Annotated in this window: 12 protein-coding genes and 2 pseudogenes; 5 read left to right on the forward strand and 9 right to left on the reverse strand. The window is 56.4% G+C overall.

Annotation, left to right across the window (positions count from 1 at the left end):
* The first annotated feature begins 37 nt into the window (after positions 1-37).
* Positions 38-1135, forward strand: coding sequence for an ISAs1-like element ISAs1 family transposase (locus C3F36_RS02990; protein WP_010676219.1), 1098 nt, complete (start codon positions 38-40; stop codon positions 1133-1135).
* A 25-nt stretch (positions 1136-1160) separates the two neighbouring features.
* Here C3F36_RS02990 and C3F36_RS02995 read toward each other — a convergent pair.
* From C3F36_RS02995 to C3F36_RS23705, 5 genes and pseudogenes are all read right to left on the reverse strand, one after another.
* Positions 1161-1388 (reverse strand): annotated as a pseudogene (locus C3F36_RS02995) (transposase); the annotation flags it as partial.
* A 67-nt stretch (positions 1389-1455) separates the two neighbouring features.
* Entirely contained in the window at positions 1456-2526 is a 1071-nt protein-coding gene (locus tag C3F36_RS23560; protein ID WP_043852304.1) for a LuxR C-terminal-related transcriptional regulator, read from the reverse strand.
* 99 nt (positions 2527-2625) lie between these two features.
* A complete protein-coding gene (gene istB / locus C3F36_RS03005; protein WP_043851824.1) occupies positions 2626-3381 on the reverse strand; it encodes an IS21-like element ISAs27 family helper ATPase IstB in 756 nt (251 codons plus the stop codon).
* 22 nt (positions 3382-3403) lie between these two features.
* Complete coding sequence (gene istA, locus C3F36_RS03010; protein WP_043851823.1) at positions 3404-4969, reverse strand: IS21-like element ISAs27 family transposase; 1566 nt, start codon at positions 4967-4969, stop codon at positions 3404-3406.
* A gap of 151 nt (positions 4970-5120) precedes the next feature.
* The gene (locus C3F36_RS23705; protein WP_233759701.1) at positions 5121-5723 is read right to left on the reverse strand and encodes a hypothetical protein; all 603 of its coding nucleotides are present in this window, start codon (positions 5721-5723) and stop codon (positions 5121-5123) included.
* A gap of 669 nt (positions 5724-6392) precedes the next feature.
* Between C3F36_RS23705 and C3F36_RS23200 the strand changes: the two genes are divergently transcribed.
* Complete coding sequence (locus tag C3F36_RS23200) at positions 6393-7670, forward strand: hypothetical protein (protein ID WP_128345156.1); 1278 nt, start codon at positions 6393-6395, stop codon at positions 7668-7670.
* A 140-nt stretch (positions 7671-7810) separates the two neighbouring features.
* Here C3F36_RS23200 and C3F36_RS23565 read toward each other — a convergent pair.
* The 4 genes and pseudogenes from C3F36_RS23565 to C3F36_RS03045 form a co-directional block, all read right to left on the reverse strand.
* Positions 7811-8807 (reverse strand): annotated as a pseudogene (locus C3F36_RS23565) (IS481 family transposase).
* Between the two features lie 205 nt (positions 8808-9012).
* The gene (locus C3F36_RS03035) at positions 9013-10428 is read right to left on the reverse strand and encodes an efflux transporter outer membrane subunit (RefSeq protein ID WP_043155092.1); all 1416 of its coding nucleotides are present in this window, start codon (positions 10426-10428) and stop codon (positions 9013-9015) included.
* The gene (locus C3F36_RS03040) at positions 10421-13570 is read right to left on the reverse strand and encodes an efflux RND transporter permease subunit (protein WP_041213203.1); all 3150 of its coding nucleotides are present in this window, start codon (positions 13568-13570) and stop codon (positions 10421-10423) included. Before C3F36_RS03040 ends, C3F36_RS03035 begins: the two co-directional genes overlap by 8 nt.
* A gap of 17 nt (positions 13571-13587) precedes the next feature.
* Positions 13588-14769 carry an efflux RND transporter periplasmic adaptor subunit gene (locus tag C3F36_RS03045; protein ID WP_104454445.1) on the reverse strand — a complete coding sequence of 394 codons (1182 nt, stop codon included), beginning with the start codon at positions 14767-14769 and terminating at the stop codon, positions 13588-13590.
* A gap of 154 nt (positions 14770-14923) precedes the next feature.
* Here C3F36_RS03045 and C3F36_RS03050 point away from each other — a divergent pair, with 154 nt between their 5' ends.
* From C3F36_RS03050 to C3F36_RS03060, 3 genes are all read left to right on the forward strand, one after another.
* Positions 14924-15559 carry a TetR family transcriptional regulator gene (locus C3F36_RS03050; RefSeq protein ID WP_043155094.1) on the forward strand — a complete coding sequence of 212 codons (636 nt, stop codon included), beginning with the start codon at positions 14924-14926 and terminating at the stop codon, positions 15557-15559.
* 91 nt (positions 15560-15650) lie between these two features.
* Complete coding sequence (locus tag C3F36_RS03055) at positions 15651-16214, forward strand: class I SAM-dependent methyltransferase (RefSeq protein WP_233759702.1); 564 nt, start codon at positions 15651-15653, stop codon at positions 16212-16214.
* Positions 16215-16382: 168 nt separating this feature from the next.
* Positions 16383-17558, forward strand: coding sequence for a dicarboxylate/amino acid:cation symporter (locus C3F36_RS03060; RefSeq protein ID WP_104454446.1), 1176 nt, complete (start codon positions 16383-16385; stop codon positions 17556-17558).
* The last annotated feature ends 51 nt before the right edge of the window (positions 17559-17609 follow it).

Below are 17609 nucleotides of genomic sequence, written 5' to 3' on the forward strand. Positions count from 1 at the left end.
GTGATCTAATCGCGTCTCCATGCAGGAGGCACGCGCTATGACGTTGATTGAACACCTTACCCTTGTCGAAGAAACTCGCTCTGAGATCAATCGTAAACATAACCTGGTTGATGTCATGTTCCTTGTCATCAGTGCCATCATGAGTGGTGCCGAGGGCTGGAATGACATCGAAACCTATGGCGATTCAAAGATCGATTGGCTCCGTCAGCATCGCCCCTTTGCCAACGGCATCCCGCGGCGTCACACGGTTGCCCGCATTCTGCGCTGCATTGTCATCGATACCTTGCTTGAAGCGTTGCTGTGCTGGGTCAATGAACAGCGCACTCATCAGGGCAAACCCATCATTGCCTTTGATGGCAAGGTGTTACGCGGCTCCTTTCGGGGAAATGCCAAGGATGCGCTTCAGTTGGTCACGGCTTACGATACCGAAAATGGGCTGGTGTTAAGCCAGAAAGCAACCCCTAACAAGAAGGGGGAAATCGAAACCGTCAAAGATATGCTGGACATTCTTGAGCTAAAAGGAGCCGTTGTCACACTCGATGCGTTGCATTGTCAGCGTGAGACACTGGAGAAAATCAGCGAGAAGAAGGCTCATGTAGTGGTACAGGTCAAGAATAATCAACCGAAGCTGTATCAAGCGGTTCAATCGCAATTCCAGTCACTGTTTGACGCCCAGAAAGAGAAGATTGTCGTCGAGCACAAAGAGAGTGGACATGGCCGCCAGGAAGAGCGTTATGTATTTCAATTAAAAGCCAAATTACCGCCAGAGTTGACGGAGAAATGGCCGACAATCCGCAGCATCATTGCCGTTGAGCGTCACCGCAGCGCCAACGGAAAAGGAACGGTAGATACCTCTTACTATGTCAGCTCGTTATCCCCCAAGCACAAGCTGCTAGGGCACTATATACGGCAGCACTGGCGGATAGAGAACAGCCAGCATTACATTCTTGATGTGGTGTTCAACGAGGATGCTTCCAGGATAGCGATGGAGGATGCGGTCGAGAATATGGCGCTATTCCGGCGGTTCGTATTGAATATCGTAAAACAGAGCAATTGTGGTGCTCGAAGTCAGAGAAACAAGCTAAAAAGAGCCGGCTGGAATGACGACTATCGGGCTCAGTTATTCTTTGGTTAAAATATCAACAAAGTGTGCTCCCGCCCTGCTCGGTGACCTGGCGCAGTTCGGCTTTCAGGCGGCGTATCTCGGCTTGCAAGGCAGACTCTTCGAGCTGCTGGTCAGCAGGCTTACCGTACTGCCTGAGCCAGGTATACAGACTGTGGCTGGAGACCCCAAGGGCTCGTGCAACGTCAGCCACCGGCCGTCCGCGCTCGGTGATTTGTTTAACGGCTTCGATTTTGAATGTTTCTGGATAACGCTGACGGGTCATAACACCTCCAATAGTTGCCTCATTTTAAGGCTATGAGGTGTCTAGGGAACTGGGGGCGATTCAGTGCTTAATGAGATATATTGAACAGCAAGTTAAGTAGATCGTTTTGATTATTGGTGCCGGTTTTATGCAACAGTGTTTTTATTTGGCTTTTTACAGTCTCCAAAGAGACCCCTCGAAGGCGAGCGACCTCTGCTCCGGTCAGACCACGCGAGAGCAGGGTAAGTACATCCTGTTCGCTCTTAGTCAAACAATAAAGTAGCTCCATACGTTGCAGGTGCCGCTCATGCTCCCATCGAGGATCAATCAACATCAATTCAAACCATCCGCTGGGCTCTGGCAGTGGAGTCCATTCGAGGATCACCTGATGAGACTCTGACAGAGACAGAACAAGACGCCCTTCAGTTCCACGGCTCAACGATTCCCGCCAAAGAGGTAGCCAGCGAGAAGGAATGACCAGTTGATGGTCAACAGGGTTCTGTGTGATGTGATATTCACCCAGCGCCTGCTGCATGGCACGATTGGTCAGTTGTAGATGCCCATATTGATCCACTACAGCGCGTGGGCGATTATCACGCTCCAGCAGTGCCGTCAGTAGTATACGTTCCTCATTGAACCTCTGACGTCGACGATAACTTCTGGCCCAACAGCCAAGTCCGTTGGAGAGCCATTGCAACATCTGTTGCTCAGCCGGAGTGAAAGGGGGTTGAGTCTTATCCCGATGGAGGGTGATCGCAAACTCGTCCCGGGTACTCAGAGGAACCAGAATGCACAGGGCATAACGAGCTTGAAAACGCGGCACCATCTCTTCCCTGAACACTGGATTGTCGATGCGCTCAAAGTTCAAGAGTTGATCAACGATGGCCGCCTTGCCAACCAGCATGTGCTGCATATAGGTGTTGAGAAAAACATCATCGGCCATGCGTTCAAAATAAAAGGCCAGATCAGAGCGAGAATAGCTTTTGGTCCAGACGATAGCATCCTCAGGGGTTTGTCGGGGGGCCAGTACCACGCTAGCAGCGGATGCATTGAACAGAGATCTCAACTCATCAAATATTTTGCACAGGAGGTCATAGTCTTGCTCAGCCTCGTAGAGACGCCCCTGCAATTCCAGTAGCTTCGAGATACAAATTGCCATACACACCAACCTCCATTGTTGGCTAATAACATCATGTCGATCAGCCAATAACATCATGCCGATCACTTTTTTTCTGCCCGCGTTTATAGCGTCTTCCTTTTACTCCGCCTGATCGGCATCGGTCAAGTTGGCGCCCTGTTTTCTCATCGATTCTCCCGTTAAGGTCACGCGCACCGCTCTGTGGATCAGTCGGTCCAAGATCGCCTCGGCGAAGGTTGCCTCTCCGATCATCCCGTACCACTTCTCCACCGGCAATTGGCTCGCCACTATCGTTGAGACGTTGCCGTAGCGGGTATCGATGATCTCCAGCAGGTTGCTGCGTTCGCTCGCGTCCAGCATCTCCATGCCCCAGTCATCCAGGATCAGTACCCCTATGTTGCTTACCCGCTCCAGCAGTTTCGGATAGCTGCCATCCGCTTGGGCCAGTCGCATCTCTTCAAGTAGGGTTTTCAGCCGGTAATACCGCACGCCCACTCCTTGCCGGATAAAGTAACGGCCCAGGGCACACGCCAGGTAACTCTTGCCACAGCCTGCCGCGCCCGTTAGCAGCAGGTTTTGTTGATGACTCAGCCAGTGTCCTTCCAGCAGTTGGCGGATCTGCGCTTTGCTCACGCCTCGACCCGCCCGATAGTCGAGCTGCTCCACCTGTCCGGCTAGCCGGAACCGGGCTTGCTTCTCCAGGCGGTTGGTTTTCCTCTGCTCCCGCTGCACCAGCTCATGGCTCAGTAATAGTTGCAGCCGCTCTTCAAAACCCATATCCAGGTACAGCATGCTCTGGGCCTGCTGCTGGTTCAGAGCCTGTTTCATGCCGCTCAAGTGCAGGCGGCTTAGTTGTTCATCGAGGTGTAATTGCATCGGCTTCTCCTGATCCGTGGGGTTAGTGGAAGTAGTGCTCGCCATGGACATTGTCATGACGGATGTCTTGCAGCGGATCCTGTCGCTCGTTGGCAATGAGTTGTTGCTCCTCCAGGCCATGCTTGAGCATGCTGCGGATGTTGTGCAGCCGGTTGGCGCCGGTCAGGTGCCCCCGGAGGCAGGCCGCTTCCAGCCGCTCCTTGCCATAGGTTTTGCTCTGCCCCAGCAAGGCCAGGCAAGGGCGCACCGCTTGCGTCGAATGCTCTGCCTGCCGGATAAAGCCATCCACCCAATGCGTGGTGTAGGGGCCGATGGACGCCGCCCAGCCAAGCAGTCGCTCTGGCGACCACTCCAGCAGTGCCTGATGATGCGCGGGCATGTGTTCACGCAGGCTGCTGTGCTGGCCTTTGTGATGACTCCGCTGGTGTTCGGCCACGATCTTGCCCGCGTGGTACAGCGTGACGGTATGCTCGGCCAGATGCGCCTCCAGCCGCTTGCCCTGCAAGGCATAGGGCACTGAGTAATAGTGCTTTTCCAGATCGACGTGGTAGTCCTTACCAACCAGCACCGGCACTACTTTGGTGTAGTGATAGGGATAATCCGGCAACGGCTTGAGCGCCGGTGCATCGAGCTCGGCAAACAGTGAGGCACGGCAGCCAGGCAGCTTCTGGAAGGATTTCTGGTTGAGCCGGGTCAGCAGTTCACCCATTCGCTGATTGAGCTGGGCCAGGCTATGGAAGGTTTCATGACGCAGCACCGCCAGGATCCAGCGGGTGACGATCTGCACGCCCACCTCCGCCTTGGACTTATCCTTCGGCTTGCGGGGCCGCGCGGGCATGATCGCCGTACCGAAATGGGCCGCCAGCATCTGGTAGGTAGGGTTGAGATCCGGATCGGTATTGCGCGCCACGCTGACGGCACTCTTGAGGCAATCAGGTACCACCAATTGCGGCACACCGCCAAAGAACTCGAAAGCGCGCTTGTGGCTCATCACCCAGTCATCGAGCTGCTGGGAGCGGGTGGCCTCGGCAAAGGTGTAGTTGGAGGCCCCCAGCACGGCGACAAAGATCTGGGCCCGGTAAAGGATCTCGCCGGTATGCGGATCGACAATGGGCATGGTCTGGCCGCAGTAGTCGACAAAGAGTTTTTCGCCCGCAATATGGGTCTGCCGCATCGAGGGTTGCAGCAGCGCCGCCCACTCTTTATAGAGCCGACAGAAGTGGTTGTAGCTGTAGTGGGAGCCTGGATGGCGCTCGGCGTACTCCTGCCATAGCAGCTCGAGGGTCACGCCTTTTTGACCTGGTTTTTTGAGTTCCTGATGCAACAAGGCCCAGTTGGGAGTGGGTTTGTGCTGAGTTTTATGGACAGAGCAGGTCTTGAGAAATGCGCGCTCCAGGGAGACATCATCCCAGGACTCAGACAGGGGCCAGGTCATGATACCCAGTTGAGCCGCCCGGTTGAGGTAATAGGATACGGTGCTAGGAGAGATATGCAGGCTGAGGGCGATCTGCCGATGAGCCAGTTGAGCCTGATATTTAAGGCGAAGAATTTCTTTGAGTTTTCTCACAGTGATAGGCCTCGCAGACATGCACGTTCCTCTGTTGGAGCAGATGGGAAAGTGCGGGTTTAACGAAGCGGGGAGAAAAAGTCACCAATAACATGGATGCCGATCATGGTTTCCCATCGAGGGTAAAAAGTGATCGGCGTGGGATGTTATTGAGTGATCGGCATGGATGTTATTACGTGATCGGCATGAATGTTATTGAGCGATCGCCATGCGTGGGAATATGCAGAAGGTAACATCGCAGGTCATTCGTCACGATGGCTAACGTTAACTGATCGTAGTAGTCTTCGTGATAGCCGATATCCAATCGGATGACTAATAGCTTGGCATGCTGGTCGAATAGGCTAGTAACATACGTCTCTATACTGAGCTGATTGCGGCATTCAACGCGTTTGAGGTTCTCTAGGCGCTTACGGTGCACCTTACTCTTGAACTCTCTTAGAAACGCATACAGCGCGTTATTGATATCCCTGGCCAATTCGTCACCGACATCACTATCGAGATCTTTCTCATGGATGAGGTGCAATCCATAGACCTCTCGCATATGCGTTAGGAATAGCTCTATCGTTGGATGTGATGACGATATTTCCTCATGACAATAAAAATAATCACACACGGTATCCAACGCATTAAAGAGTTTGGTTGATAGCCTACGACCTATGCAAGTGATGCGTGACTTATCTGGTGCTGAATAAACGGCTCTGACAATAGGAAGCGTTTTATTTTGGAGCAGGTCTGGTATGGATAGGATATCTAATAGTCTGGCTGAGTTAAACATGATGGCCTCACTTAGGCAGGAGTAACCCTACGCAGTGCTATAGACACACGCGTATATAGGGCGATTAGTGGAATGGTATTGGTTATATATGAGAGGCTGTATAGATAACTAGTGTTGAACTAAATAATAAATAAACCTAATGTTCGATACATTCATTTTCCCATCTAAATATCCGAACGAAAACATAAGAGGGAAACCCCATTTTATTTAATTGACAACTATTCAACACATGCGAGTTGTGGCTGTAAGTTATGGAGCTCACTAAGTGTGATAAGTGCACTCCAGACTGACTTCGACGCTATAGCTATAGACAATGTACTCACGAAAACCAATTGAGTACTGAATTGTCTCGGATGGTTTGGGGTATAAGTAGTCATAGCAAGCTAACATTTCCATACCGAACTGATTGATAAGGTCGTTGATGAGCAGATTTTTGTCTTGGCTGATCATGGTTATGTCGTGATTTTTGTCATCAGAAGGGTGTGTCAGTAAAAAAACATTAAGAAAATATGTATAGAATACAGATGGATATCTTAGATAAACAGTTTATCGGTCTACCTGTCGCCTTCACGATCGCGGATAGATGGTATAGGATAGCCAGAACACAAAATCGTAAGCCATTGTTTTTTATGCACTAAAAAAGAATATTAACTTTAATGGGGGGGAATCGTGGAATCAATTAGGTGTAAATATTCCTACCTTTCGGCTATAAATGAAGAGATGAGGCTTGCTTTCTTAAATTTTAATGAGTGTAGCCACTCTATTTACTATCGCATAGATAAGAGTGGCTCAATTTTGATTAATGCATCATCAAAACAACCTTCTGTGATTTTTTTAGGTTCATTTTATAGCGCACTCACTAGTTTTACTTCATGCATTATTAAATTAAACTCAGTTAAAGAATCGCTCCCTCCCCCAAAGAAAACAAAAGAAACAATAAGACCTGAAGCTAAAAGCGTTAACGTTTTGGATGTTGCCTATGAGCTACGAGATGAAATTGAAAAATTAAAAACTCATAAAATAAATCCATTGCTATACTTTTTTATAGAATTCTGTAAGTGCCATCGCATCAATATTTATGATATGCATCCACTTGATATACGTAAAAACTTCATGACGTTTATTTATCATAAACCGTATTACACAAGTGTAGCTAACCCTATAAAGGACATGAGTAAAGAGAGCGTTAATGACAATGAAACTCGCAAAACAAAAGTTATTAACAAGAAACAGATTAAAGAGTTCTATTTTTCTGCAGAGAAAAATATTGCTTCTTGTATAAATTACATTGATGATCTAGTTAAGATTCATGGTGGGTTACGTGTAGTTGCGATGCGACTTGGGATAATACCAAATAAAGACATATTTGATGACCCTTTTAAACGTGCAACATCCTTTTTAGATTGCGAGAGTGATTTAATCAGCATGCTGCATCTGAAAGACCGTCTATTAAGGAACTTAGTTAGAGACGCAACATTAAAAAACATGGTTGGTTATATAATGAAAGTGGATCACTCACCATATATAGGGTTTCATATCCACTTCATCTCTATATTTACCTCTGACATTGAAAGTGATTTACCACTATTAATATATGAATTCTGGAACAATAGGATAACCGAGAAAACTGGGTGCACATGGGGTTATCGTTTTGAGTCCCCTGCCTCAAGAAATGCATATGGTGATGAGTACACTCTTAGCATTGATGATTCCAAGGATAAGCTTGATTTAAAATCATTTATTAGGCAAATGCTGCTGCGAGACAAATTAATCAAGATCGATATTCCTAAGAGGCGTACTTTAGAACGAGGCATAATCCGCGACACCATTGAAAACAGAATACTATTAAGTAGTGAAAAAAGGGATATTTTACGTGATATATTTAGAAAAGCAAAAGATGACAATGTATCTATTAAGTCTCTAGTGGAGTTTTTCTCACAGGTTTAGCTAACACTTGCTTTTGTAAAATCACTACTATTGAAAATATCTCAAAAATCAATTTGTGATTATTTAATGCAGTGTTGTTGATTATAATAACTGTACCGATATGGTTATCACCTGACACCGGCCTCAAACCGGTGTTTTGGTTACGCTGATTTAGAGCGCAGTTCCTTCGGTGTCAACTTTTGCCCCTTCTTGAACATACGATAGGAGGTATGTACCTCCAACATCCTACCCAGATGTGACAGCTGGGTGTTGCAGCGCTCCAGGTAGCGATGTAAGTCTGTCTGAATCTGCCCCACTGACTCATTCCGGGACCTTACGGCTTGGTCGTCCGCCTCTTGATAAGGAAGTGTTCATCCAGCATGGTACGATGCAGTCGTTCGATAAAGTCATTGCTCTGTGGCCTGCGTACCGTGTTAGCCCAGAGTTCAATCCCCCAGTTGCAAGAACAGCTCGTTGGGATGATGGTCAGAGCGTCCGCAGAACGCGCGCCAGTTATCTGACAGGAGATGGGATAGACACACGGTTCATGTGCTTCAAAGAACGGCAGGACCGTTTCATTGAGCACATGAACCGAAGTCACCGGCAACTTGCCGGTATAGTGCCGTCCCCAGGCATGACGGTTTTAGCCGTCCAGCACGATTTCCAGATACACCTTGTCCCCCTTGAGTACACCGACGATGAAGGTATCGCACGCCACCAGTTCCCCAATGTAGTTAACTTCGATCTGGCGTTCGCGAAACTCAGGACTGAAGCGCTAGAGCAGGCGAACTTATTCATCATTGAGCTCCATCGTCTACTCCCGATGGGTTTTCTCGAGGCACAACAAGCGGCCGAGCTTGGAAAGCAGGTCGTGACGTTGTCATACGCCACTCAGATCGCCCGCACTGACGTTGATGCTTTGCAGACACGTCTTTGTGCAGACCACAGCGGGTACTGGGTTGGATTGGTGAGAGAGTTATCGAGGATGGCCTGTTCAATCTCGGGAGCGACCCGGTTGGGATGTGCCCTTTACAGCCGGGCAGTTTGTCGAGCAAGCCCTCGGCCGATCAGCTTGCAGGCTTTGCTTACGTTATTGAGATCTTTGGCGAGCTTTAACAAGCGGAGTTTACAGCGTGCTATTTTCTCGTTGCAGGTCAACGGTGACTCCAGATAACACGGTAGGGATACCGTTTTGTTATCCGGTTTGAAGCCATATGACCACTCCCTTGTGGACAACAGTCAGGTGAATAGCACTTTCATACCTTTGTCACCTGCCTCGATTTGGCTTCTCGACATGACAGATAAAAAAACGGGGCGAACCTAGTGGTTCGCCCCTGATGCTTTTTACGTCAACCCCGAGGGGTCAACCCTGTTTGTCTGATGCCGGCTCTGCGTCCTTCGGCGCCTGCCAGCCGCCACCGACGGCCTTGTAGAGGGCGACCTGGTTACTCAGCTGGGCGAGCCGGGTGCTGATGAGCCCCTGCTTGGCGCTGAACAGGGAGCGCTGGGCATCGAGGCGGGTCAGGTAGCTGTCCACCCCTTGCTCGTAACGCACCTCCGCCAGCCTGAAGTAGGTCTGATTGGCATCCACCAGCGCCTGTTGCGCCTGCAGCTGCTGCGCGTAGTCAGCCTGGGCACCGAGGGTATCCGCGACCTCCTTGAAGGCGGTCTGGATGCTCTTCTCGTAGCTCGCCACCGCCTGCCTGGTCCCCACCTCGGCCACGTCCAGATCCGCAACGCGCTTGCCGCCATCGAAGATGGGCAGATTGATCTGGGGCATGAAGGTCCAGGTGCCGGTGCCGCCGTCAAACAGACCGCTCAGCTGGTTGCTGGCGGTGCCCGCCGTCGCGGTGAGCGAGATGGTCGGGAAGAAGGCGGCACGGGCCGCCCCTATGTTGGCGTTGGCCGCCTTCAGGTTGTGCTCCGCCGCCAGGATGTCCGGGCGTTGCTGCAACAGGCTGGAGGGAGCCCCCACCGGGATCGGCGCCAGTTTCACCTCGGCCAGGGTGGCCGGTTGTGCCGCCAGCACCGGGATATCGGTGCCAAGCAGCAGGGCCAGACCGTTTCTGTCCTGCTTCACCAGACGCTGGTATTGCGCCTGGCTGACCTTGGCGTTTTCCAGTGCCGTGCGCCCCTGGGCCAGCTCCATCTCGGAGGCGGCGCCCAGGCGGTATTTGTGCTCGGTCAGGGCATAGCTCTCCTGCTCGGTGGCGAGGGTCGCCTGGCTCAGGGCCAGCAACTCCTGATCCGCCAGCAGGGTGAAGTAGGCATTGGCCACCGAGGCCACCAGGGCGATCTGGGTGCTGCGCTGGGTCTCGATTTGCGCCAGATAAGTCTCAAGGGCCTGATCTTTCAGGCTCTGGATCCGGCCAAACAGATCCAGCTCATAGGCGGTGATGCCGATGTTGGCGCCATACTGGCTGCTGATGGTGCCCTGCCCAGTACTACTGAGATCGTCGGATCCCTGCTGGCGGGTACCGCTGCCACTGGCGGCCAGGGTCGGCAACTGGGCCGCCCGCTGGATACGGTATTTCGCCTCGTAGGCCTCGACGTTGAGGGCTGCCAGGCGCAGATCCCGGTTGCTCTCAAGGGCGGTGCCGATCAGCGTCTGCAGGGCCGGGTCCTGGAACTGCTGGCGCCAGGGGGCAAGTTCCCCCTTGGCGGCCAAGTCAGCTTGCCAGGAGGCGCCTTGGGGCAGCTCGGGGCGCTGGTAGTCGGGGGCCATGGAGCAGCCCCCCATCATCAGGGTCACGCCCAGGGCGATCAGGGTCTTAGTCATGGTTGATCTCCTTGGTGTGGACACTCTCTTCCCCGGCATGCTTGCGTTCGGTGAAATAGCGCATCACCAGCACGAAGAAGAGCGGCACGAAGAAGATGGCGAGCACGGTGGCACTGATCATCCCTCCCATCACGCCGGTCCCGATGGCGTTTCGGCTGCTGGCGCCCGCCCCGGTGCTGATCACCAGGGGCAGTACCCCCAGGATGAAGGCGAGCGAGGTCATCAGGATGGGGCGCAGGCGCTGACGCGAGGCCTCCACCACCGCATCCCCGAGCCTCATCCCCTTGTCGTGCAGCTCCTTGGCGAACTCGACGATGAGGATGGCGTTCTTGGCCGACAGCCCGATCGTGGTGAGCAGGCCTACCTGGAAGTAGACGTCATTCTCAAGCCCGCGCAGGGTCGCGGCCAAAATGGCCCCCAGCACCCCGAGCGGCACCACCAGCATGACCGAGAACGGAATGCTCCAGCTCTCGTAGAGGGCCGCCAGACAGAGGAAGACCACCAGGAGCGAGATGGCGTACAGGGCCGGCGCCTGGGAGCCTGCCTGACGCTCCTGGAAGGAGAGGCCGGTCCACTCGATGCCGATCCCTTCCGGCAACTGTTTCACCATCTCCTCGATGGCCGCCATGGCATCACCCGTACTCTTGCCCGGGGCCGCCTCACCGACGATCTCCATGGCGGAGACACCGTTGTAGCGCTCAAGACGGGGCGAGCCGAAGCTCCACTCCGTGCTGGCAAAGGCGGAGAAGGGCACCATCTGGCCCGCGCTGTTGCGCACGTACCACAGCTTCAGATCTTCCGGGTTCATCCGGAAAGGGGCATCCGCCTGCAGATAGACCTTCTTGACCCGGCCTCTGTCGACGAAGTCGTTCACATAGGAGGAGCCCCAGGCCGCCGACAGGGTGTTGTTGATGTCGGTGATGGAGAGCCCCTGGGCCAGCGCCTTCTCGTAATCGATCTTGATGTCGAGCTGGGGCGTGTCTTCCATCCCGTTCGGGCGTACCCGCACCAGGTTGGGATCCTGCGCCGCCATGCCGAGCAGCTGGTTGCGTGCCTGCATCAGCTTCTCATGACCCAGACCGCCACGGTCCTGCAGGAAGAAGTCGAAGCCGGTGGCCGTGCCGAGTTCCGGAATGGGGGGCAGGTTGAAGGCGAAGACCTGGGCTTCCTTGATGCTGAACAGGAACCCCATGGCGCGGCCGATGATGGCATTGGCGCTGCGCTCTTCTCCCTTGCGCTCACTCCAGTCCTTGAGCTTGATGAAGGCCATGCCGCTGTTCTGACCGCTACCGGCGAAGCTGAAGCCCGCCACCGTCAGCACGGAGTCCACGTTCTCCTTCTCGTTCTCGAGGAAGTAGTCGCGCATCTCCCCGAGCACCACCTCGGTCCGCTCCTTGGTCGCCCCCACCGGGAGCTGCACCATGGACATGATGACCCCCTGATCCTCTTCCGGCAGGAAGGAGGTGGGCATGCGCATGAAGAGCACCGCCAGCACCGCCAGCATGGCCAGATAGATGATGCCGTAGCGGGTGCCCTGCTTGATCACCTTGCGCACGCCGTTCTGGTAACGGTTGGCGTTGGTGTCGAAGAAGCGGTTGAACCAGCCGAAGAAGCCGCGCTGGGCGCCGAATTCACCGTGCTTCATGGGTTTGAGCAGGGTGGCGCACAGGGCCGGGGTCAGGATCAGGGCCACCAGCACAGAGAGCACCATGGCCGAGACGATGGTGAGGGAGAACTGGCGATAGATGGCACCGGTAGAGCCACCGAAGAAAGCCATGGGCACGAACACCGCCGACAGCACCAGGGCGATGCCCACCAGGGCGCCGGTGATCTGGGTCATGGACTTGCGGGTCGCCTCGAGGGGGGAGAGATCCTCCTCGCTCATCAGACGCTCCACGTTCTCCACCACCACGATGGCGTCATCCACCAAGAGGCCGATGGCGAGCACCAGACCGAACATGGTCAGGGTGTTGATGGAGAAGCCGAAGGCCGCCATCACCCCGAAGGTGCCGAGCAGGACCACGGGCACCGCGATGGTCGGAATAAGGGTTGCCCGGAAGTTCTGCAAGAACAGATACATGACGCAGAACACCAGGAAGATCGCCTCGATCAGGGTCTGCACCACCTCCTCGATGGAGATCTTCACGAACGGCGTGGTGTCGTAGGGATAGACGATCTCCATGTTGGCCGGGAAGTACTCGGAGAGTTCACCCAGCTTGGTCCGCACGTGCTCGGCGGTGTCCAGGGCGTTGGCACCGGTCGCCAGCTTGATGGCGACGGCGGCGGTGGCCTGGCCGTTGTAGAGCGCGGTCGCGTCGTAGTTTTCACCGGCAAGCTCGACCCGGGCCACGTCCTTGAGCTGGACCTTGGAGCCGTCCTGGTTCACCCGCAGCAGGATGTTGTTGAACTCCTCCACGGTGGAGAGCCGGGTCTGGCCCATGATGGTGGCGGTAAATTGCTGATCGCTCACCGCAGGGGTCCCCCCCAGCTTGCCGAAGGCAACCTGGGCGTTCTGGGCCTTGATGGCGGCCTGAATGTCGGCCGGGGTCATCTGCACCCGGTTGAGCTTGTGGGGATCGAGCCAGACGCGCATGGAGTACTGGCTGCCGAACAAGGTGATGTCACCGACCCCGTCCAGACGGCTCAGGGGCTCCTTGATGTTGGCTACCACATAGTCCGCCAGGTCATCGTTGGTCATGGCGCCATCGGTGGAGATGAAGGCGGCCACCATCAGGAAGCTGCTGGAGGTCTTCTGGACCCGCACGCCCTGTTGCTGCACCTCTTGGGGCAGGAGCGACATGGCCTGTTGCAGCTTGTTTTGCACCTGCACCTGGGCGATGTCGGGATCCGTACCCGGCTTGAAGGTGAGGGTCACGCTGACGTTCCCTGACGAGTCGGATTGCGCCGACATGTAGAGCAGGTGATCCAGCCCGGTCATGTTCTGCTCGATGATCTGGGTCACCGAGTCTTCCACCGTCTTGGCGGAGGCCCCCGGGTAGCTGGCGGAGATGCCAACCGCCGGCGGGGCGATGGTCGGGTACTGGGCCACCGGCAGGCCGATGATGGCCATGGCCCCGGCCAGCATGATCACCAGGGCGATCACCCAGGCGAAAATGGGTCTATCTATGAAAAAACGTGCCATGAGGCGACTACTCCATCCTACTGCTTGGTTGCCGGGGTCTGTTGTGCGCTGTTGCCGGCACGTTCAGTGGGCGCCACCACGACCCCGGGTTTGACTTTCTGCAGACCGGCGACGATCACCTTCTCGCCAGCCTTGAGACCGGACTCCACCACCCAGCTGTCGCCGGACATGCGGCCGACCTGCACTTCACGCAGTTCCACCTTGTTGTCCGCAGTCACCACCATGACGGTGGCACCGCCCTTGGGGGTGCGGGTCACGGCAGTCTGGGGCACCAGCAGGCCTTGCGGGCGCTCGCCCTCCTGCAAGGTGGCGCGCATGAACATGCCGGGCAGCAGCAGTTGCTCCGGGTTGGGCACGATCACCCGCAGGGTCACCATGCCGGTCGCCTCGTCCACGGTCACGTCGGAGAACTGGAGGGCCCCTTTCTCGCCATACTGGCTGCCATCTTCCAGCTGGAAGCTGACACCGGCCCCGTCCTTCTCCCCCTGGGTCAGCTTGCCCTCGGCCACCAGGCGCTTGAGGCGCAGCAGGTCGGCGGTGGACTGGCGCACGTCCACGTACATGGGATCAAGCTGGGAGATGGAGGTGAGGCTGTCCGCCTGCTGGGCGGTCACCAGGGCTCCCTCGGTCACCGCCGACTTGCCGATGCGGCCGCTGATGGGGGCCGTGATGCGGGTGTAAGCCAGGTTGATGTTGGCGGTCTGCAATGCGGCCTTGGCGGCCCCGATCTCGGCCAGCTGCTGTTTCCAGGCCGCGTCGGCGTCGTCATACTCCTGGCTGCTGATGGCTTTCACCTTCACCAGCTCGGCGTAGCGCTGGGCCTTGAGGCGGGCGCTGCGCTCGTTGGCCTCGGCCTTGGCGAGGGTGGCCTTGGCGGAAGCCACTTCGGCCTGATAGACGGCGGGATCAATCTGATAGAGCAGCTGACCGGCCTTGACGTCGCTCCCCTCGGTGAACAGGCGCTTGAGAATGATGCCGTTCACCTGGGGACGCACCTCGGCCACCCGCAGGGGGGCGGTGCGGCCGGTGAGCTCGGACAACAGTTGCAGGGGCGCCGTATGGAGGGTGACCACGTCCACGGCGGCGGGAGGCATCTCCCCCATGGCCTGCTGGGCCCCGTCCTTGTCACCACAGCCAGCCAGCAGGCCGCTTGCCAGCAAGGCAAGGCCGACCGAACGTGCGAGAATATGTTTATGCATCAAGTCTCTGAACCTCAGTTTCAATCAAAAAGAAGTGACAAAACCACAGGGTTTATAAGGCCCCTGTTGGTAAAACGGCGAAGATGAGGCAATATACATACATTCATGAATGTATGTAAGAAACTTTTTTCACTTTTAAACAGGACCGGAGTCAATGGCCAGACGCACCAAAGAAGAGGCGCAGCAAACCCGCTGCAACATCATGAGCACGGCCCTGGATCTCTTCTGCCAACAGGGGCTGGCGCGCACCAGCCTGACCGATATCGCCAAGGCGACGGACCTCACCCGGGGCGCCATCTACTGGCACTTCAAGAATAAAGAAGAGCTGTTCGTCACCCTGTGGGAGGAGCTGTGTGCCCCCCTCTCCCACCAGCTCGATGCCTGCGTCGACGAGGCGGAGCCGGATCCCCTGGGCAAGCTGCGCAGCTTTCTCAAGGAGGTGATGCTCAAGATCAGCACCGAGCCCGCCCACCAGCAGATGTTCACCATCATGTTCAATCTGGAATCCATGGAGGGAGAGGCCGCCGTCATGCGCGAGCACATGCACCTGCAATCCATGAATTTCTTCCGGGATCTGGAGATCACCCTGGCCAATGCCGTGCACCGCGGCCAACTGCCCGAGGGGCTGGATCTGCGCCGCGCCGCCACCCTGCTCCACTGCACTCTGGACGGCTACATCATCAACTGGCTGCACTTCCCGGATCGCATCGATCTGATGGAGGAGTCGGACTTCCTCCTCGATACCCTGTTCACCCTCATCGCGAGCCCCACCCTTCGCCGCCACCCCTGAGTCAGCAAGACGCGCCGCCCCCGCCAATGCTCAACAGCCGGGGGCAAACCTGCTAGAGTAACGCCCCCCCACCACGATGAGCCCGACACCCTTGCCACACGCCCCCGCGCCGGCGCACGACGCCGCCCCTCGCCCCGCCCTCGTGGCAGGCGCCCATGCCCCCTTCCTGGCCCTGCTGGGCAACGGCCGTCATCTGCTGGAGGCCGGTTGCGGGGCAGGAGAGGATCTGCGCCTCTTTCGCCAGCAAGACCTCACCGTGACCGCCTTCGATGCGAGCCGGGCGCAGGCCGCTGCCGCCTCGCGCCTGTGCGGTCAGCCGGTGCGAGTCTGCCGCGTCGAGCAGATGCAAAGCGTCGTTCCCTATGACGGCATCTGGGCCAGCGGCTCCCTCCCCTGTCTGCCCGAGCACGAGATAGCCCCGGCGCTCGGTCATCTGGCCACCCTGCTCAAGGCCGGGGGCCCCCTCTACGCCTCCTTCCCCCACGGGAAGGGCGAACCGCTGCCACGGTCGGGGGAATATCCCCTGCAGACCCGGCTTGACGAGGCGGGACTACGACGCCTGATCGCTCCCCTCCCCTTCACCCTGCTCCATGGCTGGGTGGGGGAAGATGAGGTGAACGGCCCCTGGCTGCACGCCTTGCTGGTGCGGCGCTGATCCGCGAAAGCCCCCGGGGGCAGTGATACCTCACGGCATTCAGCCCATTAACAATATTTAACCCTGAGTTAACCACCATAAAGCAGACAAGATGCGGTGTTTGTGTTAAAAAGCGGCATTAAAATCAAAATTAAATAACAAATCAGACACCAACACCTGGATTCCCCCATGAAACTCGTTCTCAATCTGGTTGCCGGTATCCTCGCCGGCCTGCTGCTCGGTCTCTATGCCCCCGAATGGGTCGCCCGCGTGCTGTTCACCGCCAAGACGGTGATAGGCCAGCTCATCACCTTCACCATCCCGCTCATCATCCTCTTCTTCATCATGAGCGGCATCGCCAGCCTGCCGAAGCACTCCGGCAAGCTGCTGGGCAAGACAGTGGGGCTCTCCTACTGCTCCACCATACTGGCGGGCCTGTTCGCCTTCACCGTGGCGAGCCACCTGATCCCGCACCTGACCACGGCCGCCGAGCCCACCGCCGAGGCTGCCACCAAGCTCGCTTCCTACATCAACCTCGAGATCCCGCCCCTGTTCGGGGTGATGTCGGCCCTGGCCGCCGCCTTCGTGTTCGGCATCGGCATCAGTGCCACCCAGGCCACCGACCTGCGCCGGGTCGCCGATCAGGGCCGTGACATCATCGACCGCCTGCTGGCACGCGTGATCATTCCCCTGCTCCCCTTCTACATCGCCGGCGTCTTCGTCGAGATGACGGTGGAAGGCACCGTCTTCGCCACCCTCAAGACCTTCGGAGTGGTGCTGGTGATGGCCATCGTCATGCACTGGATCTGGCTCTGCGTCCTGTTCGTCGGCACCGGCCTCGCTCAGGGGCGCTCCCCCGTCATGCTCATCAAGAACATGCTGCCCGCCTACTTCACCGCCCTTGGCACCATGTCCAGCGCCGCCACCATTCCGGTGGCCCTGCAAGCCAGCAAGCGCAACGGCGTGAGCGACGGCATCGCCAACTTCACCGTGCCCCTGTGCGCCACCATCCACCTGTGCGGCTCCACCATCACCCTGGTGACCTGCGCCACGGCGGTGATGTTCCTCTCCGAACACCTGGCCATTCCGGGCTACGGCACCATGGTGCCCTTCATCATGATGCTGGGCGTCATCATGATTGCCGCGCCGGGCGCACCGGGTGGCGGTGTCATGTCCGCGCTCGGCCTGCTCACTTCCATGCTCGGCTTCGGTGAGGCCTCCATCGCCCTGATGATCGCCCTCTACCTGGCCCAGGACAGCTTCGGCACCGCCTGCAACGTCACCGGTGACGGCGTCATCGCCCTGTGGGCCGACCGCTTCGCCCGGGGCGAGCCAGCACTCAGCACCGAGCAGGACGCAGCCTGATAGCGCAGGCAATAAAAAACGGGAGCCATCGGCTCCCGTTTTTCGTTGGCG

This window comes from Aeromonas sp. ASNIH2 (assembly GCF_002934795.1).
GTDB lineage: Bacteria > Pseudomonadota > Gammaproteobacteria > Enterobacterales > Aeromonadaceae > Aeromonas > Aeromonas caviae.